We start from the raw sequence: 24,252 nt of genomic DNA, 5'->3' as shown, positions 1-24,252 counted from the left end.
CTGCGGAACACGGTGATACGTGGCGAATCGCCCGTCATCATCCGAAGTTCGGCGGCACCTTTCCGGGCATCTGCGGATTGATGAATTCGTCCGCGGGAACGCACACCGGATTGTTTCCCGATCTGCCTGGCGTCCCGCCGCCCCGTTGCTCGACATATTCGGGACGGATCGTGTAGGCTGGCGCCCCTGCCCCTACACACCCCGACTCGCCATGGACAATGCCAAACGAACCGCGCGCATCGCGTCAGTTCTTCTCGTCGTCGCGCTCATCGAGCTGCTGGCGCTGCTGTTCGGCTACGGGTTCGCCAGTTCGATGGACGATCCGTACATGGGCCTTCGCGTGTTCATCACCGCGCTCTTCTGGGCGGCAGGCCTGTCGGTCATCGGGGTCATGGCGGCGATCGCGTGCCTGTCGATCGACCAGCAGGCGCGCGGCGGCACGATCAGCTGGGCGCTGGCGCTGCACGGGCTGATCGTCCTGCCCGGGCTGTTTATGTACTTCAACTGAACCGCACCGCCGAACCACGCCGCCGCCCGCGTCACGCCGATTCCGCACGCGGCACCGCCCGCACGCCCAGCAGCATCGCGACCGCGCATGCCGCCAGGAGCGCCGCGATCATCAGCATCGCCGGGTCCATGCTGCCGGTTCTGGTGCGGATCAGCCCGACGAGCCACGGCGTGATCATGCCGCTCGACACGCCGATGCTGCTGATCAGCGCGATCCCGCCCGCCGCGCCCGCGCCGGAGAAATACGCGGACGGCACGGCCCAGAACACCGGATGCGCGGCGAAGATCAGCATCGCCGCGACCGACAGCAGCGCCATCATCGCGACGATGCTCGACAGGTGCAGCGTCAACAGCGCGAGCGCCACCGCGCCGCCAAGCGCACATGCCGCGAAGTGCCAGCGCCGTTCGCGCTTGCGATCGGAGCGCCGCGCGATCGCGATCAGGCCGGCCGCGCCGATCGCGTTCGGCACGACCGACAGCAGGCTGATCTGCACGACGTCGTGAATGCCGAATTCGCGGATCATCAGCGGCATCCAGAACAGCAGCATCAGGAGCGCGGTGGTCAGCGAGAAATAGATGAATGCGAACAGGTAGGTGCGCGGTTCGGCCAGCACCTGCCGCAGCGAATGCGGCGCCGGCGTCCCGGCACCGGCGCGGTCGGCGGCGAGGTCGGCCGCGAGCCGCTGGCGGTCGGCGTCGGACAGCCAGCTCGCCTGCTCGGGGCGATCGCACAGCCAGAACCAGGCCATCACGCCGAGCAGGATCGCGGGCGCGCCTTCGATCGCGAACATCCACTGCCAGCCGTGCAACCCGAGCACGCCCGACATCCCGCGCATCAGCCAGCCCGACAGCAGCCCGCCGACCATCCCCGCCACCGCGACGCCCGCGTAGAAGATCGACAGCACCGACGCGCGCCGGCGTGCCGGATACCAGTACGTCAGGTAGAACACCACGCCCGGAAAGAACCCGGCCTCGAACAGCCCGAGCAGGAAACGCAGCACGTAGAAATGCTTCGCGCTGTCGACGGTGATCATCGCGACCGACACCGCACCCCACAGGAACATGATCCGCGCAAACGTGCGGCGCGCGCCGAAGCGGCGCAGCAGCGCGTTGCTCGGCACCTCGAACAGCACGTAGCCGACGAAGAACAGCACCGCGCCGAGGCTGTACATCGCGTCGGTCAGGCCGAGATCCTGCCGCATCTGCAACTGCGCGAAGCCGATGTTGCTGCGATCGAGGATCGACACGATGTAGCAGACGAACAGGAACGGCACGATTCGCGCACCGATGCGGCGGTACAGCGCGTCGTCGTCCGTTGAAGCGATACCGGACGCGACGGCACGCGCGGCGTCCGCTTGAAGAGGGGCTGACATCGATCGTCTCCTCGCTGGGTTCGGGTACGGGACTCACACGTCGTGCCAGTCGCCACCGCCCGCGAGCGGCGACCGGCCGTGGCTCGCTCAGTCGCGCGGCGCGGCTTCGCCTTTCACGCCGAGCATCAGCGCGACGCCGCTCGCCACCAGCAGCGCGGCCAGCAGATACACGGCGAGATCCATGCTGCCGGTGCGCGTGCGGATCATCCCGATCACCCACGGGCTGACGATCCCGCTCGTGATCCCGATGCTGCTGATCAGCGCGATCCCGGCCGCGGCGGCGTTGCCCGACAGGTAGCGGGTCGGCACCGCCCAGAAGATCGGCAATGCGGCGAAGATCAGCGTCGCCGCGACCGACAGGCACGCGAGCATCGCCGCGAAGCTGTGCAGATGCAGCGTCAGCGCCGCGAGCGCGAGCCCGCCGCCGATCGTGCAGCACGCGAAGTGCTTGCGCCGCTCGCCGGTGCGGTCCGAACGACGCGCGATCAGGATCAGCCCCACCGCACCGACCGCGTTCGGCACGACCGTGTACAGGCTCACGGCCACGACGTCGGTCACGCCGAAGTCGCGGATCATCAGCGGCATCCAGAAGTTGAGCGTCAGCGACGCGCAGGTCAGCGAGAAATAGATGAACGCGAACAGGTACACGCGCGGGTTCGCAAGCGCCGCCACGAGGCTGCGCCCGTCGTGCGCGTGGCCGTGGCCGCCGCCGTCGGCGCACAGCGCGGCGACCCGCGCCTTTTCATCGGGCGTGAGCCACGTGGCGTCCTGCGGCCGGTCGACGAGCAACGTGAACGCGGCGAACGCGAGCAGGATCGCCGGCGCGCCTTCGATCGCGAACATCCACTGCCAGCCGTGCAGCCCGAGCACGCCGCTCATGTCGCGCATGATCCAGCCCGACATCAGGCCGCCGAGCACGCCGGCCACCGCGACGCCCGCGAAGAACACCGAGATCGCGGCCGCGCGCCGGTTCGCGGGGAACCAGTAGGTCAGGTACAGCACGATGCCGGGAAAGAAGCCCGCTTCGAACACGCCGAGCAGGAAGCGCAGCACGTAGAAATGCGACGGCTGCGACACGAACATCATCCCGGTCGACGCGATGCCCCACAGCAGCATGATCCGCGTGAAGGTGCGGCGCGCGCCGAAACGCGCGAGCAGCAGGTTGCTCGGCACTTCGCAGAACACGTAGCCGACGTAGAACACCGCGGCGCCGAGGCCGTACATCGCATCGCTGAAGCCGAGATCGTGCTTCATCTGCAACTGCGCGAAGCCGATGTTGATGCGGTCGAGGAACGAGATGACGTAGCAGAGGAACAGGAACGGCACGATCCGCCACGCGATCTTGCGGAACAGCAGCGCGTCGTCCCTGGCGGCGGAAGCGGAAACCGAAGCGCTCGCGTGCGCGAGCGTCGCTTCGGCGGGAAGCGATTGGGGCATGTCTCTCTCCAAACAGGCTGCGCGATTCGAGCGCGCAGCCGTCTCCCAGGGCGTACGTGCGCCCTGCTTTCTTGTGAGATCGGATACGGTGGACGGAAAGCCGGCAGGAAGCCGTGGCCCGTCGCCGCGTCAGAAAAAAGGCGGAGCGCCCTGCCGGACACCCCGCCTGTGCAAGCCGCTCAGTCCTGCAGCGCGGCCCACATTTCCTTGTCACGCTGCGCGGTCCAGATGCGCGGATGCGTGATGCCGCTCGCTTCGTCGAAGGCACGCGACACGTCGAACGGCAGACAGTGCTCGTAGATGAACACGTGGCCGAACTTCGGATCCATCGCTTCGCGCGTGAGCGCCATCGACGCCTTCAGGTCGAGCTTCTGCTCGACGGCCTTGCGGCCCTGCGCGAGCAGCGTCGTGACGAAATCCTTCGTGTAGTCGAGGCCCTTGTTCACGTCGGCCGGGTTCAGCAGCGCGGGGCCGCGGCCCGGCACGAGCTTCTCGGCGCCGAGCGCGCGCAGCGCCTCGAGCGTGGCCGGCCATTGTTCGAGCTGGGCGTCGCCGCAGTAGCACGCAGCGTCGTATTCGACGAGGTCGCCCGAGAACAGCACCTTCTGCGACGGAATCCAGACGATCGTGTCGCCCTTCGTGTGGCCCGAGCCGACGTGCATGATCTTCACTTCGAGCTTGCCGAGGAACAGCGTGATCTCGCGCTCGAACACGAGCGTCGGCCAGGTCAGGCCGGGCACCGTCTCGACACCCGCGAACAGGCGCGGGAAGCGTTCGATCTCCGACTTCATGTCGGCCTCGCCGCGCTCGACGATCATCTCGTACGTGCCGCGGCTCGCGATCACGTGCTGCGCGCCTTCGTCGAAATACGCGGACGCGCCGAGCACGCGCACCGCGTGGTAATGCGACAGCACCACGTGCTTGATCGGCTTGTCGGTCACGCTGCGGATCTTCGCGATCAGGTCCTGCGCCATCGCGGGCGTCGCGGTCGTGTCGACGATCAGCACGCTGTCGTCGCCGATGATCACGCCCGAGTTCGGGTCGCCTTCGGCGGTGTACGCGTAGGCGTTCTCGGACAGCTTCGTCCAGGTGACTTTCTTCTCTTCCAGATCGGCTTGGGAGGCGAATGCTTTGGCCATGTTGCGTTCCGTGGCTGCGAGCCATGTGTTGAGGGGAGTGAGCGGATCATCTTCCCGCGCCGAATATTTGTCAATGACAAAGTCACTTGCTATTGTCTAATACGGGTAAACCTGCGGGCTGGCGCGATAAATGGCGTCGGATACCATGCGGGGTTTCGTCAACGGAAGAATCATCGCGTGCAGAACCACGAAGTCAGCGCAGACGACGCGCCGCCCAAGGCGCAGCGCGGGATCCAGAGTGTCGAGGTCGGCGGCCGGCTGCTCGACGCGCTCGCGCGCCGGCGCAAGCCGCTCGGCCTGTCCGAGCTGGCCGCGGCGGCCGACCTGTCGACCGCGCAGGCGCACACCTATCTCGTCAGCCTGACGCGGCTCGCGCTCGTGAAGCGCGATGCGATCACCGGCAACTACGAGCCGGGCCCGTTGTCGCTGCGGCTCGGGCTGATGTCGATCGAGCGCCAGCCGGCCTATCGCGCGGCGCTGCCGCACGCGGCGCGGCTCGCGGAAGCGGTCGGCCTGAGCGTCGCGCTGTCGGTGCCGGGCGTGCTCGGGCCGACGATCGTGCGCATCGAGCACGGCGGCTATCCGCTGCACGTGAATCTGCATGTGGGTTCGGTGATGTCGCTCGACACGACGGCCACCGGCCGCGTGTTCCGCGCGTTCGGCGATCCCGCGCAACTCGATGCGATGGCGGCCAGCCAGGCCGGCGCGGGCGCCACGCTCGCGGGCGCCGAGCACCCCGCGCCGGACGCCGGCGTGCCGCAGGCGGAACTCGACGCGATCCGCGCACGCGGTATCGAGCGCGGCGTCGACCTGCCGAGCCCCGGCGTCAGCGCGATGTGCGTGCCGGTGTTCGACGCGCAAGGCACGCTGCAACTCGCGTTGACGGTGATCGGTTCGACGGGCTCGATCGACGTCGACTGGGACGGCCCGATCGCGGCGGCGTTACGCGACGCGGCTCTTCAGGCAACTGCATCGCTCGGCGCGGCGCACGATGCGCCTCCGCCGGCGTCCACCTCGACGCCGACCGCCCCGCGCGTGCCGCCCGCACTGGCCGACGATATGAAGACGCAGCGCGGGATCAATGCGCTCGACAGCACCGGCGAGCTGCTGCTCGCGCTGGTGTCGGCGGGCCGCGCGCTGCCGCTGCGCGATCTCGCGGCAGCCGCCGGCATGCCGGCCGCGAAGGCCTTTCCGCATCTCGTCAGCCTGCAGAAGATCGGCCTGCTGAGCCGCGACGACGCCGGCTGCTTCGGCGGCGGCCCGCTCGGGCAGGCGCTCGGCCTGATCGCGATGCAGCGCGTGTCGCCGACACGCGACGCGGAAGCCGAAATCGTCGCGCTGGCCGGCGCGACCGACATGAGCGTCGCGGCCGCGACGCTCGGGCCGCTTGGCCCCACGGTAATCCGCCTGGAGGAATCGGCACGACCGCAGCACGTGAGCCTGCAGGTCGGCACGGTGATGTCGCTCGTCAATACGGCGATCGGACGAATCTTCGCGGCCGGCATGTCCGACGACGTGCTGGCCGACCTGCTCGCCAACGAGCCCGTGCGCCTCGCGGGCCGCGCCGCCGCGCCGGTCGACGCGGCCTTCCGCGCGCGGCTCGCCACGATCCGCGCGGACGAACTCGATTTCGCATTCGACGCGCCGGTGCCGGGCATCGGGACGGTCGCCGCGCCCGTGTTCGATCACACCGGCAGCATCCGGCTCGTGATCGCGATCATCGGCTCGTCGCGCGGCTTTCCGCGCGGGCCGGACAGCGACCTCGCGCAGGCGCTGCTCGCCGCGACGCGACGGCTGTCGTGGCGGTTCGGGTGGATCGGCGGATAGCCGCCCCCCTTTTTTCTCTTCTTCCCCCCGCCAGACCGCGCCGCGAGGCGCAGCCTCGTCACGCCCGCGCGCCAGGCCTTTCCGGGGCGGGATGGCCGTACTAAATGACATCGCTATGAACCCGTGTGCGACCACCGTTCATGTTGCATCGCGGCAACATAAACTGTCAGGAATTCTCATATAACGAAATCGCATTTCACAAAGCGGAGGTGTTTCGCTATGATTAGGGTTATCCCTAACTCGCCACCTATATGGGGCATCGTCATGCAAACGTCTAACACCTCCGACCGTTCCACCGAATCCGCTGGCTGGCTCGCACGTATGGGCGAGCTGATTGCAGAAGCTTGGGCACTCCACCTCGAGAACTGCGAAGTCATCGCTGAAGCACACGCACGCCTGCCGCGCTGAGCGCGGAATGGCCGGCCGCCAGCCGGTTGGCCCCACGATACCCTGCCTGATCCGCTTGCCCGGACGCGCGCCATGAGGCCGCCGCGTCGGGCAACGGATTGCAAGGCAAGTCGTCGGAAACAGGCCGGGTAGTCCCGTTGAATGCGCGCCGTGTTTCAGGCGCGCTTTGAAGCTGCTCTGAAGTTGCTTTAAAGCCGACGCCGGCGCCGCGATCAACCTCGGCGCGGTTTTGTCTGCCGGTTGCCCGGGCAGGCAGTTGTTATCTCGCCAGCGCGAGCGGAAGATTCATCCGCGTTGCGGACCCAGGCGCCGAACCCCGCCTGATGCCTGCCCCCTCTCCCGATTGCCGGCTTGCTCCGCGCAAACGCGCAGCCTCATGCGCCGTCGTTTCAACGACGGCCGCACACGCTTCCCCGTCCCCCATCACACCTGAATCGACGGCACGTCCTTCATGCAGCGCAGTGCGAACATCGAGCGGCTGTGACGGATGCTCGAAATCTTGTACAGCTTTTCGCGCAGGAACCGCTCGTAGCCGGCCGTGCCGTCCACCGCGACCTTGATCCAGTAGTCGTACTCGCCCGACACGAGATAGGCCTCGAGCACCTCGGGCAGCGCCGCGAGTTCCTCGCCGAAGCGCGCGAGCGCGTCGTCCTCGTGGCGATCGAGCGTGACTTCGAGGATCACGATGTCCGCATAGCCCAGCTTGCGCTGATTGACGAGCGCGACGTAACCGTCGATGTAGCCGTCCACCTCCAGTTGCCGCGTGCGATTCCAGCACGCGGTGGTCGACATGCCGATCTGTTCGGCCAGTTCGGCGTTCGACAGACGCGCATTTTTCTGCAGGGCGCCGAGGATCTTGCGGTCCTGGCTATCGAGCGTTTTCGGCGAGCGTTCACGTGTGGCCATGGCAAAAAGAATCATCTACTGGAAACCGGGATTCTATCTGAACGACATTCCGGATATGTGTCGGTTTGTGTGGAAAAGCGGAAGCCTTTTAATCCGGCCCCTTGATATATTTTTACCCATGCCTGCTGTCCGGCACGTTCCCGCGACAACCCTTCGCACCGGGACGCACGGCCGCAATCACGAGTTGCGGTGCCGGCCGGCAGGCATGCGATTCCCCGCCGCCCGCGCGCCTATCCGGCCGCGCGGCTTCGGCGCCCGTGTTCCTGTTCCTGCCCTACCCGTCATGTCGTTCAGGCTTTACCTGTCGTTTCTCGCGGCTTCCGCCGTTCTCGTCTACGCCCCCGGCCCCGTCAACCTCCTCACCATGAACCAGGCGCTACGCGCCGGCTGGCGCCGCGCGCTGCCGTGCGTCTGGGGCGGCACGCTCGCCGTGCTGCTGCAACTCGCGCTGACCGCGCTGTGCCTGAATTCGCTCGTGCATCTCGACGAGCGCGCGCTGACCGTACTGCGCTGGGCCGGCGCGGCCTACCTCGTGTGGCTCGGCTGCAAGCAATGGCTCAGCCGTACGCCGGCTGGCGCACCCGCCGCCTCGGCAGGGCCGGCCGGAACGGCCACGCCGGACACCGACTCGCACCGCGCGCTGTTCTGGCGCGGCGTGGCGACCTCGGGCCTGAATCCGAAGACGCTGCTGTTCTTCCCGTCGTTCTTTCCGCAGTTCATCAGCCCGAGCGCCGACTGGAGCCTGAACCAGCAGTACCTGCTGCTCGCGGCGACGTTCGCGGTGCTGTTCGCGGGCGGCGTCGCGTCGATGGCGCTGTTCTCGCACCGGCTGAGCCGTGCGCTGCAGCGGCCCGCTCGGATGCGCGCGATGAACCGCGTCACGGGCGGCCTGCTCGTCGGCATGGGCGCGATCATGGTCGGCTGGAACTGAAGAAAACGCAAATTCTCTTATCAACATTTCAATCGGCACGACCTTGCCCGGATAAATCGACATCTTTAAGAAAACTTCCTTAAAATACACACTTACTTTCTTTTTTTCTCAATCAAATGCACCTCAACCTTAAACCCCATCCTCCCTATGCGCTCCGCGATCGGCTGAAAGCTTACTTTGCTAAAAAATGGCAAATCCAATCCCTTTGACCTCGCCTTTTTTGATACATATGCGGTCCGCATAATTCCATAAACAACGGAATAATTAGCAGTCACGGGCTGATCACCTTTTCTGGGCAATAGCTTCACGAATCCAGCTCGACCGTACTTGATTTGGCGAGCCTGCACATTATCCCTGAATTGCTGACGAAACTCGCCATCACTAACCAAACACTCGGCCGATACCAGGCCCTGATTCCAAAGATGACTAATTGGAGCAGAATCATGCCCATCCTTCAAATGAATAAATTGCCTACTTTTAGAAAAAAAATCACAAGGCTCAAGATTTGCACCAGATGCATTTAATGGAGACAATTTAACCTGGTCTAAATTCAACAATTCCTTACGGGCATTCAATTCACCAATAAAATCCCTTTCATTAATGGAGTTGGTCGCCTTTATAAATGGCCTTTTTGATACATATTTCTCAAAATTCGCAACCACTCGCACATAATATTCACCATCAATTCGATACCATGATCCAGCGAATAGCACATAAGTTGCACCGCCATATTTTGCCTCGAAGATAAAGCAATCATATAATCTCTGCCGCTGACGCTTATCCCCCTCACCATTGACAATTACACGAATTTCGTGACTAGCCTTCAATTCCGACATGTCAGCAATATCCGCCATACGTCCAGATCGAAGCTCCGACACATAGTCTTCAATTTCAACATCCGGATATGTCACCTTACTCCCCGATCTAAGTCCACTCCCGTAATATCCAATTTCAAACGCATCCTCCGGGTTAATCATCTCAGGAATCGCAATATGAAGGCTTGACGACTTTCCATCAACCATCGATTTCAATGAATCAAACACCTTCCTATCAAGAACCTTTATAACATTTTGGCTATTTTCCGGAACTATATAATCAATAAATTTAAAATCTCTCTCGTAATGTTTTTCACAATATAAATCAAATGCTTCTCTACATTTCTCGGCAATCTTTACAGGATCTATTTTTGCCGTGAGAGACAAGGCATCCTTCCCAACCAGCGCGCGAGCAAACTCTCTATCAGTAGGGGCCCCACCGGCCAGGCGCAACAAATCACTCTGCTCATCAATACCAAAATCGCGCAAATCAGATTTTCTACTTGCCTGAATTCTCTTCTGAATAAGAGTGGTATCCAATAGAGCGACATCCACATTGCGCAAATTACTTCGGGCCACCGCATTGAGCGTCACACGCAATCCGAAATTTTTGACGTAAGAGTCCGGATTAAGGAAAAGGTGACCACTACCAAACGTTATCGCAAAAAATCGTTTACTCATCCGCAGATCAGAAGGAGTAATCTCCAAAAACAGAACTGCCGAGCAGTGACGATTGGTCAAATCTGGAAGATCTTCTGTAGAAAATTCGCGGACAATTTTGACCCAGCTTGGCGGGGCGTCTTCAGACTGTGCCGTATACAGATATCCACCGTCGCTTTCTCGCTCGATCATTGTGTGCCCCGAGCGCAAGCCATCTTTGACAGAAGCCCCTTTGTTCATTAGGCGAATCGAAAGGGTACTAGATCGCCCACTTGACTTACTGGTCTCTTCGCTCTTCTTTTTCATTTTAGAATCCAAAATTTTATGTGATTCTCAACATCCAAATCGAAATCATGACATTGAGGTGAAACTCCATTCTATGTCAAAAAAGGCAAATCGAAATCAGACGGATCGAGCTATGATTTCCCGAACCGAATTGCCCGCCGCTCCTTGCAATGAAAGGATACTAGGCGCCAATGCGATTTATCTTCGCTCAACTTCGTTAAAGAATGTCGCCCGGATTTTGTTCGCGGCCAGTTCGAAGGTGCCTTCACGCGTGAATGCTTCCTTTGCCTGTGGCGAACCTTTGGAACTGCCAAGGACAAGTCGGCTACCTACTCTGCTTACGTGAGGAGCCTAGAGTGTGCCCGGTACAATCGCGCGATGTCCGAATTGCTCACTTACGGCGGCCTGTTCGCCGTGTCGATGGTCGCCGCGACCCTGTTCCCGCTCCAGTCCGAAGCCGTCCTCGCCGGCTTGCTGCTCGCCGGGCGCGAACCCGTGTGGGCACTCGTGCTCGTCGCGAGCATCGGCAACGTCGCCGGCTCGGTGATCAACTGGGCGCTCGGGCGCGGCATCGAGCACTTCCGCGAGCGCCGCTGGTTTCCCGTCAAGCCCGCCGCACTTGCGCGCGCCGAGCGCTGGTATGCGCGCTACGGCCGCTGGTCGCTGCTGCTGAGCTGGGCGCCCGCGATCGGCGATCCGCTGACGATGATCGCCGGCGTGCTGCGCGAGCCGCTGCCGTCGTTCCTCGCGATCGTCACCGTCGCGAAGGTCGCGCGGTATCTCGCGATCGCGTGGCTCGTGACGCACTGACTCCCGCCTCTCGTCGCCCGCCCGCGCGACGGCCGCACCTGCCGGCACCGCCATCGACCACGCGCCGCTAAAGATTTCGCCGAAGTTGCCGTATTAACCGGACGACTAGCGGTGACGCGTGCGTTCCGCCTCCTCTCCCTCCCCACTCAGGATGTTCCATGAGATTGACTCAATTGGGCCGGGTGAGCGTCGGCGCGCGTCTCGCGGCGCTGGCGTGCGCACTCGTCGCCGTGCTGTTTACCGTGTTCGCGTGGACACTCGCTCATTTCGCCGGCCAGCAGCTGGCTGAAGAAGCACACATGCGGATCGTCGACAAGGAACAGTCGATCCGCGCGATGGTCGACCTGTTCGACAAGGCGCTGTCGGCCGAAGCGAACCGCTCGATGTCGCTGTTCGCGAGCTTCCTGCCGCCCGATTTCTCGCTCGACCCGGCGCGCACCGTCGACATCGGCGGCGTTGCCGCGCCGACCCTGCTCGCGGGCGGCCAGCCGCTCGACCTCGACTATTCGATTCCCGACCAGTTCCTGAAGAAAAGCGGCGCGATCGCGACGATCTTCGCGCGCGACGGCGACGATTTCGTGCGCATCACGACGTCGCTGAAGAAGCAGGACGGCGCGCGTGCCGTCGGGACGAAACTCGACCGTGCCGGCCCCGCGTACGCACCGCTCGTCGCCGGACGCAGCTACACGGGCCTCGCGAAGCTGTTCGGCCGGCCGTACATCACGCAGTACAAGCCGGTGACCGATGCGACCGGCCGCGTGATCGGCGCGCTGTTCGTCGGCCTCGACATCGGCGCCGAACTCAAGCTCGTCGAGGACGGCATCCGCTCGCTGAAGATCGGCGACAACGGCTACTACTTCGTGCTCGATGCGTCGCAGGGCCCGTCGCGCGGCACCTTCGTCGTGCATCCGGACGCCGACGGCCAGCGGGCCGACGACACGCGCGCGCCGTACGCGCAGATGCTCGCAACCGGCCAGGGGCGGCTCGCGTACACGTCGACCGACCCGGCCGCGCACGATGGCGGCCCGACCGCCAAATTCGTGTCGTTCACGACGATTCCGCAGTGGCAGTGGCTCGTCGGCGGCATCGCGCTCGACGACGAACTGCTCGCCACCATGCGCGCCACCCGCAACCGCTTCCTGATGATCGGCGCCGTGCTCGTCGCGGCGTTCGCGACGCTGTTCGTCATCGTGGTGCGCCGCGTCGTGAGCCGGCCGCTCGATGCGGCGGCACGGGCCTCCGAACGCTATGCGGCGGGCGATCTCAGCGTGCGCATCCGCGATGGCGCGGCCACGCGCGGCCAGGCCGGCGACGACGAGATCGGCCGGCTCGTGCAGGCGGTCGACGGGATCGGCGACGGCCTCGCGCGGATCGTCGCGCAGGTGCGCAACAGCTCCGCGGACATCGCGCGCGGCACGGTCGACATTGCCGCCGGCAGCAGCGACATCGCCGCGCGGATCGCGACGCAGGCGAGCAGCGTCGAACAGACGGCCGCCAGCATGGAACAGATCACCGCCGCCGTGCAGCAGAGTGCCGAGCACGCGGCGCAAGCCAATGCGCTGGTCGCGGACGCGTCGGCCGCCGCGACGAACGGCGACGCCGCGGTGCAGCGCGTGGTCGCGACGATGGACGACATCGGCCGCGCGACGCGCCGGATCGCCGAGATCACCGGCGCGATCGAAGGCATCGCGTTCCAGACCAACATCCTGGCGCTGAACGCGGCCGTCGAGGCCGCGCGCGCGGGCGAACACGGCAAGGGCTTCGCGGTGGTCGCGGCCGAAGTGCGCGCGCTCGCGCAGCGCAGCGCGGCCGCGGTCAAGGAGATCGACGCGCTGAGCGCCGAGTCGTCGACGACCGTCGAACAGGGTTACCGGATCGCGGAGGCCGCACGCGGCACGATGCGCGACATCGTCGCGCGCGTCGACCAGGTCAGCACGCTGATCGGCGAAATCAGCGCCGCGTCGCGCGAACAGTCGACCGGTATCGAGCAGGTGAACCTGGCCGTCACGCAGATCGGCGACGCGACGCAGCAGAACGCGATGCTGATCTCGGATGCCGAACGCGCGGCCGTCGCGCTGCGCGACCAGGCCGCGCACCTGTCGGATGCGGTCAGCGTGTTCCGGCTCGAACGGAAGGCGTGACGGAGAACGGCTGGCCGGCGACGGCCGGCCCATCGCCTACTTCTTGTTCTTGTCGTCGCCTGCCAGATCGATCGCCTTGTCCGATCCCACCGCGTTGCGCAGCTGGAACTTCTGGATCTTGCCGGTCGACGTCTTCGGCAGTTCGCCGAACCGCACGGCCTTCGGCACCTTGAAGCCCGCCAGCAGCGCCTTGCAATGCGCGACGATCTCCGCCTCGGTCACGCTCGCGCCTTCGCGCAGCTCGACGAACGCACACGGCACCTCGCCCCACTTCGGGTCGGGCATCGCGACGACGGCTGCCACCGCCACCGCAGGGTGCCGGTACAGCGCATCCTCGACCTCGATGCTCGAGATGTTCTCGCCGCCCGAGATGATGATGTCCTTCTTGCGATCCTTGATCCGGATATAGCCGTCCGGCATCAGCACCGCGAGATCGCCGGTATGGAACCAGCCGCCGTGGAACGCGTCGTCGGTCGCCTTCGGGTTCTTCAGGTAGCCCTTCATGCAGATGTTGCCGCGGAACATGATCTCGCCGAGCGTCTCGCCATCGGCCGGCACCGGCGCCATCGTGTCGGGATCGAGCACCGTCGCGCCCGCCTCCAGGTGATAGCGCACGCCCTGGCGCGCGTTGAGCCGCGCGCGCTCGTCGTCGCTCAGTGCCTCCCAGTGCGACTGCTTCGCGCAGACGGTCGCCGGGCCGTAGACCTCGGTCAGTCCGTACACGTGCAGCAGGTCGAAGCCGATCTCCTTCATCTTCGCGATCACGGCCGGCGCGGGCGCCGCACCCGCGACCATCGCGTGCACCGTGTGGTCGATGCCTTCACGGAATTCGGCCGGTGCGTTCGCGATCGCGCTCTGCACGATCGGCGCGCCGCAGTAATGCGTGATGCGTTCGCGGCGGATCAGGTCGAACACCGTCTTCGCATCGAACTTGCGCAGGCAGACGTTCACGCCCGCACGCGCCGCGACGGCCCACGGGAAGCACCAGCCGTTGCAGTGGAACATCGGCAGCGTCCACAGGTAGACGGCGTGCTTCGGCATGTCCCATTCGAGGAGGTTGCTGACCGCCGCGAGATACGCGCCGCGATGGTGGTAGACGACGCCCTTCGGATCACCGGTCGTGCCGGACGTGTAGTTCAGCGCGATCGCCTCCCATTCGTCGGCGGGCGGCGTCCATGCGTAGTCGGCGTCGCCGCTCGCGACGAGCGCCTCGTAGTCGGTCGCGCCCGCGAAGCGTGCGGGGTCGGCCGGCATCGCGTCGGCCACGCTGACGATCTTCAGGCCCGGCACCTCGAGCGCCGCGCGATGCGCGAACTCCGCGTATTCGGTGTCGACGATCAGCACCTTCGCCTCGCCATGACGCAGCATGAACAGCACCGACGACACGTCGAGCCGCGTGTTGATCGTGTTCAGCACCGCGCCGGCCATCGGCACGCCGAAGTGCGCCTCGACCATCGCCGGAATGTTCGGCAGCATCGCCGCGACCGTGTCGCCGCGCTCGACGCCGAGCCGCGCGAGCGCGCTCGCCAGTTGCTTCGCGCGCGTGTAGGTCTCGCCCCAGGTGCGGCGCACGTCGCCGTGCACGATCGCAAGGCGCTCGCCGTAGACTTCGGCCGTCCTGACCAGGAAGTCGATCGGGGTGAGCGGCACGTAATTCGCGTCGCGGCGGCCGAGTCCGGCCTCGAACATCTGCGTCATGATCCTGTCTCCCGTGTCCTGTCGACCGGGGTGCATCCACCCCGGATCGTTTTGATGTGGTTCAATTGCCGACAGCCTAACGGGCGCTATTGTGAGCCGTCTGTCATCGAAACGACAGAGTGCCTTTCACGCGCTGCGCGTTATCCCTATCCTCGCAAACCCGCACCCATGCACGACCCTCTCGCTGCCCCGCCCGACGCGCCCGCTCATCCCGCCGACGCGCTGCCCGAACCGGGCCCGCTGCCGGCGCTGGCCACGCTGTTCGGCCAGTGCGCGTGGTTCCGCACGCTCGCGCCCGAGCACCAGGCGCTCGTGCTCGCGCAGTCGCGCGTCGAGCAGTGCGAGGCCGGCGATGTGATCGCGCATCGGCTCGCGCCATCCGAATACTGGATCGGCGTGCACCGCGGGCTGCTGAAGCTCGCGATCTTCAATGCGTCGGGGCGCGGCTGCACGTTCTCCGGCGTGCCGTCGGGCGGCTGGTTCGGCGAAGGCAGCGTGATCAAGCGCGAGTTGCGCAAGTACGAGGTCGTCGCGATCCAGCGCTCGACCGTGCTGTTCGTGCCGGTCGACACGTTCCATGCGTTGCTCGATACGAGCCTGCCGTTCACGCGCTTCGTGATCCATCAGTTGAACAACCGGATGGGCGAGTTCATCGCGTCGATCCAGAACAGCCGGCTGCTGGATGTCGACGCACGCGTCGCGCAGGCGCTCGCGCAGCTCTTCAACCCCGACCTGTACCCGGACACCGGCCCGTCGCTGTCGATCTCGCAGGAGGAACTGGGGATGCTCGTCGGCGTATCGCGACAGCGCATCAACCAGGCGCTGCAGCAGCTCGAGAAGCTCGGCGCGCTGCGGCTCGCGTACAACCAGATCGACGTCGTCGATCTCGGGGCGCTCGCGCGTGTCGGGATGGAGCAGATCTGAGCGCGCGCCGATGAACGGAATCGCCATCGACGCAGCGCGCCCATCCGGTATCGCAGCCGTTTTCCGGCCATCGCGCCGCGCGGCGTTTCCTCTGCTGAATCGGCAATCGGCCGCCCCGCCCCCACCTGACAATTCCGCCAGTTTCGCGACAGTAACCCGTTCCACGCCGACGCCTATCATTCGGGTGCCCTTTACCCACGCCTGATCACCGCCCGCCCCGCTGCCTCCATGTGGATCGTCAATCTCGCGCTCAAGCGCCCCTACACGTTCATCGTGATGGCCATCATGATCGTGCTGGCCACCCCGCTTGCGCTGATGCGCACGCCGGTCGACGTGCTGCCCGCGATCAACATTCCCGTGATCAGCGTCATCTGGAATTACAGCGGCTTCTCCGCGACCGAGATGACGAATCGCATCACGTCCGTGCATGAGCGGATCCTGACGACGACCGTCAACAACATCCAGCACGTCGAATCGACGTCGTTGCCCGGCATCGCGGTCGTGAAGGTGTTCCTGCAGCCGGGCGCGAACGTGCAGACGGCGATCGCGCAGACGGTCTCGTCCGCACAGGCGATCGTGCGGCAGATGCCGCAGGGCGCGACGCCGCCGCTCGTGATCACCTATTCGGCGTCGAGCATCCCGGTGATCCAGCTCGGGCTGTCGAGCAAGACGCTCAGCGAACAGTCGCTCGCCGACATCGCGCTCAACTTCCTGCGCCCGCAACTGATCACGGTGCCGGGCGTGCAGATCCCGTTCCCGTACGGCGGCCGCACGCGCGTGGTCGCGATCGACCTCGATCCGCAGGCGCTGCAGGCGAAAGGGCTCACGCCCGCCGACATCGTCAACGCGGTCAACGCACAGAACCTCGTGCTGCCGACCGGCACCGCGAAGATGGGCCAGACCGAATACCGGATCGACACGAACGCCTCGGCCGACACCGTCGCCGACATCAGCAGCCTGCCGGTCCAGACCATCAACGGCGCGACCACCTACCTGCGCGAGGTGGCGTCGGTGCGCGACGGCTTCGCGCCGCAGACCAACGTCGTGCGCCAGAACGGCCAGCGCGGCGTGCTCATCTCGATCCTGAAAAGCGGCGATGCGTCGACGCTCAAGGTCGTGTCGGACCTGAAGGCGCTGCTGCCGAAGGTGATCCCGACGCTGCCCGAAGGGCTCACGATCACGCCGCTGTTCGACCAGTCGGTGTTCGTCAACGCGGCCGTCCAGGGCGTGATCCACGAGGCGTTGATCGCCGCCGTGCTGACCGCGATGATGATCCTGCTGTTCCTCGGCAACTGGCGCAGCACGCTGATCATCGCGATCTCGATCCCGCTGTCGATCTTCACGTCGCTGATCGCGCTGTCCGCGCTCGGCGAGACCATCAACATCATGACGCTCGGCGGGCTCGCGCTCGCGGTCGGGATCCTGGTGGATGATGCGACGGTGACGATCGAGAACATCGAGCGGCACCTGCATCTCGGCACGAACCTGCACGACGCGATCCTCGAAGGCGCGGGCGAGATCGCGGTGCCCGCGTTCGTGTCGACGCTGTGCATCTGTATCGTGTTCGTGCCGATGTTCTTCCTGACGGGCGTCGCGCGCTTCCTGTTCGTGCCGCTCGCGGAAGCGGTCGTGTTCGCGATGCTCGCGTCGTACGTGCTGTCGCGCACGCTGGTGCCGACGCTCGCGATGCTGCTGTTCCGCCCGCAGCAGGCGGGCACTGGCGCCGGCCATGCGACGTCGCGCTTCGCGCGCATCCATCATGCGTTCAACGCGGCGTTCGAGCGGCTGCGCGCGTGGTACATCGTGCTGCTCAGCATCCTGCTGGTGCGCCGCCGCTTCTACGCGATGTGCTTCCTCGGCTTCTGCGTGCTGTCGACGGGCCTCGTGTTCGTGCTCGGCCGCGACTTCTTCCCGAATGCGGATTCCGGCAACATCCGGCTGCACATGCGCGCGCCGACCGGCTACCGGATCGAGGAAACCGCGCGCCTCGCCGACCAGGTCGAGCGCGTGATCCGCGACACCGTGCCGCCCGACGAACTCGGCGCGATCGTCGACAACCTCGGCCTGCCGGTGAGCGGCATCAACCTGTCGTACAGCAACGCGGGCACGATCGGCACGCTCGACGGCGAGCTGCTGATCGCGCTGAAGCCCGGCCACCGCGCGACCCAGCACTACGTGCAGGCGCTGCGCCAAGTGCTGCCCGAGCGCTTCCCGGGCGTCGAGTTCTTCTTCCAGCCGTCGGACATCATCACGCAGATCCTCAACTTCGGCCAACCGGCCGCGATCGACCTGCAGGTGCTCGGCAACGATCTCGCGAGTAACATGACTATCGCGAGCAGCCTGATGAAAAAGATCAGGCAAATCCCCGGCGCCGTCGACGTGCACGTGCTGCAACGTAACGACGAACCGACCCTGCTGGCCGACATGGACCGTACGCGCATGCAGCAGCTCAATCTCTCCGCGCAGAACGTCGCGCAGAACATGCTGATCTCGCTGTCCGGCAGTTCTCAGACCACGCCGTCGTTCTGGATCAACCCGCGCAGCGGGGTCCAGTACCCGCTGCAGATCCAGACCCCGCAATACAACATTTCGTCGGTCGACGACCTGCTCGGCACGCCGATCTCGGCGAGCGGCCGCACGGGCATGCCGCTGCAACTGCTCGGCAACCTCGTGCAGGTGCGCAGCACCGCGAACCCGGCCGTGATCACGCACTACAACATCCGCCCGGCGATCGACGTGTACGTGAGCGTCGAAGGCCGCGACCTCGGCGCGGTGGCCGGCGAGATCGACCGCATCGTGTCCGGTGCGCGCGCGGCGCTGCCGCGCGGCACCGAGCTGACGATGCGCGGCCAGATCGAGACGATGCGCACGTCGTATATCGGCCTCGGCGCGGGCGTCGCGATGGCGATCGTGCTGGTCTACCTGCTGATCGTCGTCAATTTCCAGTCGTGGCTCGACCCGCTGATCATCATCAGCGCGATGCCGGCCGCGCTCGCCGGCATCGTCTGGATGCTGTTCATCACCGGCACGCACCTGAGCGTGCCCGCGCTGACGGGCGCGATCATGACGGTGGGCGTCGCGACCGCGAACAGCATCCTGGTCGTGTCGTTCGCGCGCCAGCGCCTCGCGGACGGCGCGCCGCCGCTCACGGCCGCGCTGGAAGCCGGCGCGACACGGATCCGGCCGGTGCTGATGACGGCGCTCGCGATGATCATCGGGATGGTGCCGATGGCGCTCGGCCTCGGCGAAGGCGCCGAGCAGAATGCGCCGCTCGGCCGCGCGGTGATCGGCGGGCTGCTGTTCGCGACCGTGTCGACCCTGCTGTTCGTGCCGCTGGTGTTCGGCGGCGTGCATGCGCGGCTGGCCCGCCGGCGTGCGCGCCAGGCCGGCCACTGACTTTCGTCCCACTACCCGGTTGATTTGGTTGAATTCATGGAAGAGAAACATCACAGCGCCGTCGGCATCCAGGTGGACGAACACGGCATGCACCTGCCGACACGGTCGTCGGTGTCGCGACGCGGGAAAATCGTCCTGGTCGTGATCGGCGTGCTGCTGGCCGCCGGCGCCGCGCGCACGGTCGTCGTCAACGTGCTGAACCACAACCGGCTCGACGCGGTCGCCGAGCAGAACACGCGTCAGTACGTGACCGTCGCGCATCCGGTCGATGCGGCCACCGGCGGCAAGCTGACGCTGCCCGGCACGCTGCGCGGCTTCGTCGAGGCGCCGATCTATGCCCGCGCGAGCGGCTACGTGCTGCGCTGGCAGGCCGACATCGGCGCGCACGTGAAGCAGGGCCAGACGCTCGCCGAACTCGACACGCCCGAGCTGAACCAGGAACTCGCGCAGGCCACCGCGCAGCGCCAGCAGGCGCAAGCCGCACTCGCGCTCGCGAAGACGTCGTTCGACCGCGCGCAGCAATTGCGCCAGCGCGATGCCGTCTCGCAGCAGGAACTCGACGACCGGCAAGGCGCGTTCAACCAGGGCACCGCGAACCTCGCCGCGGCCGATGCGAACATGCGCCGCCTCACCGAACTGAAGGGCTTCCAGCGGATCGCCGCGCCGATCGACGGGATCGTCACGCAGCGCAACGTCGACGTCGGCGATCTCGTCAGTTCCGGCAACGCGGGCCGCTCGCTGTTCACGGTCGTGCAGGCCGACCGGCTGCGCCTCTACGTGCAGGTGCCGCAGGCGTACGCGCAGCAGGTGAAGGTCGGCCAGCACGTGAGCGTCGCGCAGGCCGAGCTGCCGGGCCGGACCTTCGACGGGACGGTCACGCGCACGTCCGAGGCGATCGACGTCGCGACGCGCTCGCTGCAGATCGAGATCACGCTGCCGAACCCGGACGGCAAGCTGCTGCCCGGCGCGTACGTGCAGGCGACGTTGCCGATGACGCCGGTCGGCCGCCTGCAGGTGCCGGCCAATACGTTGCTGTTCCGCGCCGAGGGCCCGACGGTCGCCACCGTCGATGCGAACGGCCGGGTGCGGCTGAAGCAGGTGACGGTCGTGCGCACGATCGGGCAGACGCTCGAGGTCGACGGCCCGCTCACGCCGAATGACCGCCTCGTCACGAACCCGAGCGACGCGCTCGCGAACGGCGACCCGGTGATCGTCACGGCGCCGGCCGCGAAGCCGGCCTCCGGCGCCGCGGAGGCGAAGTCGTGATCGCGCTGCGCGTCCGCCGGCGGCCCGCCGCCGTCTCCATCACGTCGGTTGCGCTCGCCGCCGCGCTCGCCGGCTGCACGGTCGGCCCCGATTACAGGCGGCCCGACGTCGACACGCCGGCCGCGTGGCGGCTCGACCCGGCGGATGCGTACTGGCATCCGGCCGCGCCGGCCCGCGCGCCGCTCGACCCGGCATGGTGGACCGCGTTCGGCGATCCGCAGCTCGACGCGCTGGAAGCCGACGCGCTGCGCAACAACCAGAACCTGAAAGCCGTCGCCGCGCGCTACGACCAGGCGAAGGCGACGCTCGCGTCGGTCGCCTCGGCGCAGTATCCGGCCGTCGGCCTGAACGCGAGCGGCCAGCGCTTCAAGATCTCCGCCGACCGGCCGCAAACCAACTACGCGACGAAAAGCACGTCGACCGTGCAGAACGAGATCCAGGTCGGCGCGGCCGTCAGCTACGAACTCGACCTGTTCGGCCGCGTGCGGCGCACCGTCGAATCGGCGCAGGCGACCACCGAGCAGGCCGGCGACGATTTCGCGAACGCGCGCCTGGTGCTGACCGCCAATCTCGCGTCGAGCTATTTCGCGCTGCGCGAATTCGACACCGAGATCGACGTCGTCAAGCGCTCGATCGACCTGCAGCAGAAGGCGCTCGACTACGTGAGCGCGCGCCACGACCTCGGTGCGGTGTCGGGCCTCGACCTGCTGCAGCAGCGCGCGCAGCTCGACGCGACGCGCACGCAGGCGCAGTTGCTGCTCCAGCAGCGCGTGCAGGTCGAAACCGCGATCGCGACGCTGGTCGGCACGCCGGCCCCCGCCTTCTCGATCGCACCGCGCGTCGTGCCGATCAACGCGCCGGCGCTGCCGACCGGCCTACCGAGCGACGTGCTGCAGCGGCGCCCCGACGTCGCGTCGGCCGAGCGCGCGATGGCCGCCGCGAATGCGCAGATCGGCGTCGCGCGCGCCGCGTATTTCCCGCGCATCACGCTGTCGCCCGATATCGGCTGGGATGCGACGCGCTTCGCCGGCCTGTTCAACGTGCCGGCGTTGCTGTGGTCGGTCGGCGGGTCGCTCAGCCAGCCGCTGTTCGAAGGCGGCAAGCTGAAGGCCGGCGTCGATTTCGCGCAGGCCGGCTATGTCGCCGCGCAGGCCAGCTACCGGCAGACCGTACTCACCGCGTTCCAGGAGGTGCAGAATGCGGTCACGGGCCTGTCGGTGCTCGCCGAGGCGGCGCAGCAGGCCGCCGCGGCCGTCGACGACGCGCGCAAGCTCGTGTCGCTCGCGCAGGATCGCTACGCGGGCGGCCTGACGCCGTTCATCGACGTGCTGACGGCCCAGCAGCAATTGCTGACGAGCGAGCGGCAGGCCGTGCAGATCCAGGGCCAGCGCGCGGCGCTCGTCGTGTTTCTCGCGAAGGCGCTGGGCGGCGGCTGGGATGGCCAAGCCGCGGGCGGCCCCGCGCCGGCCGAGGTCGCCACGGCAGCGCCGGTGCCCGCCCCGGCCCCGGCGCACCCGAGCCCTTAACCGGATTACCCGGACAACGGATTCGAACATGAAAGTCCTGATCGTCGAAGACGAACCGAAAGTCGTTGAATACCTGAAGAGCGGCCTGACCGAGGAAGGCTGGGTCGTCGACACCGCGCTCGACGGCGAGGACGGCGCGTGGAAAGCCGTCGAATTCGACTACGACGTGGTCGTGCTCGACGTGATGCTGCCGAAGCTGGACGGCTTCGGCGTGCTGCGTGCACTGCGCGCGCAGAAGCAGACGCCCGTCATCATGCTGACCGCGCGCGACCGTGTCGACGACCGCGTGCGGGGCTTGCGCGGCGGCGCCGACGACTACCTGACCAAGCCGTTCTCGTTCCTCGAGCTGATCGAGCGGCTGCGCGCGCTGACGCGCCGCGCCCGCGTGCAGGAATCGACGCTGATCTCGATCGGCGACCTGCGGGTCGACCTGATCGGCCGCCGCGCGACGCGCGACGGCACGCGGCTCGACCTGACCGCGCAGGAATTCCAGCTGCTCGGCGTGCTCGCGCGGCGCAGCGGCGAGGTGCTGTCGAAGACGACCATCGCCGAACTCGTGTGGGACGTGAACTTCGACAGCAACGCGAACGTCGTCGAAACGGCGATCAAGCGCCTGCGCGCGAAACTCGACGGCCCGTTCACGGACAAGCTGCTGCACACGATCCGCGGCATGGGCTACGTGCTCGAGGCGCGCGAGGACGGCGACACCGAGAGGCCGGCATGAAACGCTCGATCGTCCTGCGGCTGTCGGCGATGTTCGGCATCGTGTCGCTGCTCGTGTTCACGCTGGTGGGCTGCGGGCTGTTCGTGATGATGGAGCGCCAGTTGTTCGCCGAGCTGCGCGCGACGCTCGATACGCGCACCAAGGTTGCCGAGATGATCGTGTCGCATGCGACCACGGCCATGCGCGGGCGTCTCATGCAGGAAAAGCTCGCCGACCTCGAACCGCCCGACGGCTCGACGCACTACCAGGTCGACAGCCCGAATCCGGATTTCCGCTTCGGCACGCCCGTCGACGGCGTGCCCGTCGGCGCACCGTTCGGCGCGTTCCAGCGCTATGCGCTGAACCACAGCACCTACGACGTGATGACGAAGACCGTCATGGTGGCCGGCAACGGCGAGCGGCCGCCGCTGAAGCTGACCGTCGCCAGCTCGTGCGAGCGCACGCAGCGGATGCTGCGCCGCTTCGGCTGGACGCTCGCCGGGCTGATCACGATCGCCACGATCATCACGCTGCTGCTGAGCCGCGCGGTGGCCCGCTTCGGGCTCGCGCCGCTCGACCGGCTGTCGCAGGACGCCTCGGCGATCAGCCTCGCGAATCGCCGCCAGCGGCTGCAGACCGACGCGCTGCCGCCCGAGCTGCGCGACCTCGCCACGTCGTTCAACGGTGCGCTCGACCGCATCCAGCAAACCTACGCGCGGCTCGAGGCGTTCAACGCGGACGTCGCGCACGAGCTGCGCACGCCGGTCAGCATCCTGATCGGCCAGACCCAGGTCGCGCTGACCAGCCGCGACCGCACGGTCGAGCGGATGGAGCGGACGCTGCAGTCGAACCTCGAGGAATTCGAGCGGCTGCGCGTGATCATCAACGACATGCTGTTCCTGTCGCGCAGCGACCGCGGCGAACGCGCGACCGACCTGAAGGACGTGTCGCTCGCCGACGAAGTGCGGCGCATGCTCGACTTCCTCGAAATCCCGCTCGACGAAGCGCAGTTGCGCGCCGAGCTGCACGGCGACGCGCGCGCGGCCGTCGATCCGTCGCTGTTCCGCCGCGCGATGACGAACCTGCTGATCAACGCGATCCAGCACTCGGCGCCCGGCGCGACGGTCAGCGTGACGATCGTGCGCCGTGACACGCTGGTCGAAATGTCCGTCGCGAACCCCGGCGAGCCGATCGACCCCGCCCGGCGCTCGCACGTATTCGAGCGCTTCTACCGGCTCGAGGAAGCGCGCGCGAACAGCAAGGAGAACCACGGGCTGGGGCTGTCGATCGTCAAGGCCGTGGCCGAGATGCACGGCGGCAGCGTATTCGTCGCGTGTTCGGGCGGCGTCAACACGTTCGGCTTCTCGGTCTCGACGAAACCCTGCGCCGGCGGCCCGCTGCCTCCGGCCGACCGGCACGAGACCCGGCCGGCGCACGCGCCGAGCGCGCTGCACTGACGGCGGCCGCGCCAGTCGACGTCCCGCCGCGCTTCCGACCGGC

At 66.4% G+C, this 24,252-nt stretch carries 17 protein-coding genes; 11 read left to right on the top strand and 6 right to left on the bottom strand.

What is annotated here, in order from left to right; genetic code table 11:
• Positions 1-211 precede the first annotated feature (211 nt).
• Positions 212-508, top strand: coding sequence for a hypothetical protein (locus G3N98_RS04355; RefSeq protein ID WP_206147347.1), 297 nt, complete (start codon positions 212-214; stop codon positions 506-508).
• A gap of 31 nt (positions 509-539) precedes the next feature.
• On the opposite strand, the gene G3N98_RS04350 is transcribed toward G3N98_RS04355, so the two are convergent.
• The 3 genes from G3N98_RS04350 to G3N98_RS04340 all read right to left on the bottom strand — a co-directional run bounded on the left by G3N98_RS04350 (position 540) and on the right by G3N98_RS04340 (position 4,456).
• Entirely contained in the window at positions 540-1,880 is a 1,341-nt protein-coding gene (locus tag G3N98_RS04350) for an MFS transporter (protein WP_206147345.1), read from the bottom strand.
• Between the two features lie 87 nt (positions 1,881-1,967).
• A complete protein-coding gene (locus G3N98_RS04345; protein WP_206147343.1) occupies positions 1,968-3,317 on the bottom strand; it encodes an MFS transporter in 1,350 nt (449 codons plus the stop codon).
• A 179-nt stretch (positions 3,318-3,496) separates the two neighbouring features.
• The gene (locus tag G3N98_RS04340) at positions 3,497-4,456 is read right to left on the bottom strand and encodes an MBL fold metallo-hydrolase (RefSeq protein WP_089427583.1); all 960 of its coding nucleotides are present in this window, start codon (positions 4,454-4,456) and stop codon (positions 3,497-3,499) included.
• Between the two features lie 177 nt (positions 4,457-4,633).
• On the opposite strand from G3N98_RS04340, the gene G3N98_RS04335 reads away from it, so the two are divergent.
• On the top strand, positions 4,634-6,283 hold the full coding sequence (locus G3N98_RS04335) for an IclR family transcriptional regulator C-terminal domain-containing protein (protein ID WP_206147341.1): 1,650 nt from the start codon (positions 4,634-4,636) through the stop codon (positions 6,281-6,283).
• A gap of 831 nt (positions 6,284-7,114) precedes the next feature.
• On the opposite strand, the gene G3N98_RS04330 is transcribed toward G3N98_RS04335, so the two are convergent.
• Positions 7,115-7,597: an Lrp/AsnC family transcriptional regulator gene (locus G3N98_RS04330; RefSeq protein ID WP_021159229.1), complete on the bottom strand. Its 483-nt coding sequence runs from the start codon at positions 7,595-7,597 to the stop codon at positions 7,115-7,117.
• A gap of 283 nt (positions 7,598-7,880) precedes the next feature.
• Here G3N98_RS04330 and G3N98_RS04325 point away from each other — a divergent pair, with 283 nt between their 5' ends.
• Positions 7,881-8,528: a LysE family translocator gene (locus tag G3N98_RS04325; RefSeq protein WP_206147339.1), complete on the top strand. Its 648-nt coding sequence runs from the start codon at positions 7,881-7,883 to the stop codon at positions 8,526-8,528.
• Between the two features lie 92 nt (positions 8,529-8,620).
• Here the strand turns inward: G3N98_RS04325 and G3N98_RS04320 are convergent, their stop codons facing one another.
• Positions 8,621-10,309 carry a DUF6119 family protein gene (locus G3N98_RS04320; RefSeq protein ID WP_206147338.1) on the bottom strand — a complete coding sequence of 563 codons (1,689 nt, stop codon included), beginning with the start codon at positions 10,307-10,309 and terminating at the stop codon, positions 8,621-8,623.
• Between the two features lie 357 nt (positions 10,310-10,666).
• On the opposite strand from G3N98_RS04320, the gene G3N98_RS04315 reads away from it, so the two are divergent.
• Positions 10,667-11,098 carry a YqaA family protein gene (locus G3N98_RS04315; protein WP_206147337.1) on the top strand — a complete coding sequence of 144 codons (432 nt, stop codon included), beginning with the start codon at positions 10,667-10,669 and terminating at the stop codon, positions 11,096-11,098.
• A gap of 158 nt (positions 11,099-11,256) precedes the next feature.
• Complete coding sequence (locus tag G3N98_RS04310; RefSeq protein ID WP_206147335.1) at positions 11,257-13,239, top strand: methyl-accepting chemotaxis protein; 1,983 nt, start codon at positions 11,257-11,259, stop codon at positions 13,237-13,239.
• 36 nt (positions 13,240-13,275) lie between these two features.
• On the opposite strand, the gene G3N98_RS04305 is transcribed toward G3N98_RS04310, so the two are convergent.
• Entirely contained in the window at positions 13,276-14,937 is a 1,662-nt protein-coding gene (locus G3N98_RS04305; RefSeq protein WP_089474783.1) for an acyl-CoA synthetase, read from the bottom strand.
• Positions 14,938-15,105: 168 nt separating this feature from the next.
• Here G3N98_RS04305 and G3N98_RS04300 point away from each other — a divergent pair, with 168 nt between their 5' ends.
• The 6 genes from G3N98_RS04300 (at position 15,106) to G3N98_RS04275 (ending at position 24,209) form a co-directional block, all read left to right on the top strand.
• Entirely contained in the window at positions 15,106-15,861 is a 756-nt protein-coding gene (locus G3N98_RS04300) for a Crp/Fnr family transcriptional regulator (protein WP_179257726.1), read from the top strand.
• 228 nt (positions 15,862-16,089) lie between these two features.
• Positions 16,090-19,257, top strand: coding sequence for an efflux RND transporter permease subunit (locus tag G3N98_RS04295; protein WP_206147333.1), 3,168 nt, complete (start codon positions 16,090-16,092; stop codon positions 19,255-19,257).
• A 36-nt stretch (positions 19,258-19,293) separates the two neighbouring features.
• Positions 19,294-20,523 (top strand): efflux RND transporter periplasmic adaptor subunit, encoded by a 1,230-nt coding sequence (locus G3N98_RS04290; protein ID WP_089432620.1) that lies wholly within the window; start codon positions 19,294-19,296, stop codon positions 20,521-20,523.
• Positions 20,524-20,528: 5 nt separating this feature from the next.
• Positions 20,529-22,049 carry an efflux transporter outer membrane subunit gene (locus G3N98_RS04285; protein WP_206147399.1) on the top strand — a complete coding sequence of 507 codons (1,521 nt, stop codon included), beginning with the start codon at positions 20,529-20,531 and terminating at the stop codon, positions 22,047-22,049.
• 28 nt (positions 22,050-22,077) lie between these two features.
• A complete protein-coding gene (locus tag G3N98_RS04280) occupies positions 22,078-22,773 on the top strand; it encodes a heavy metal response regulator transcription factor (RefSeq protein ID WP_011355331.1) in 696 nt (231 codons plus the stop codon).
• Complete coding sequence (locus tag G3N98_RS04275; protein WP_206147331.1) at positions 22,770-24,209, top strand: heavy metal sensor histidine kinase; 1,440 nt, start codon at positions 22,770-22,772, stop codon at positions 24,207-24,209. The genes G3N98_RS04280 and G3N98_RS04275 overlap by 4 nt, the downstream gene beginning before the upstream one ends.
• Positions 24,210-24,252: the final 43 nt, after the last annotated feature.

The sequence above is a fragment of the Burkholderia sp. Tr-20390 genome (genome assembly GCF_017104595.1).
Taxonomy (GTDB): domain Bacteria; phylum Pseudomonadota; class Gammaproteobacteria; order Burkholderiales; family Burkholderiaceae; genus Burkholderia.
The sequence above is the reverse complement of the archived record's forward strand: the minus strand, read 5'-3'. Positions and strand labels throughout refer to the sequence as shown.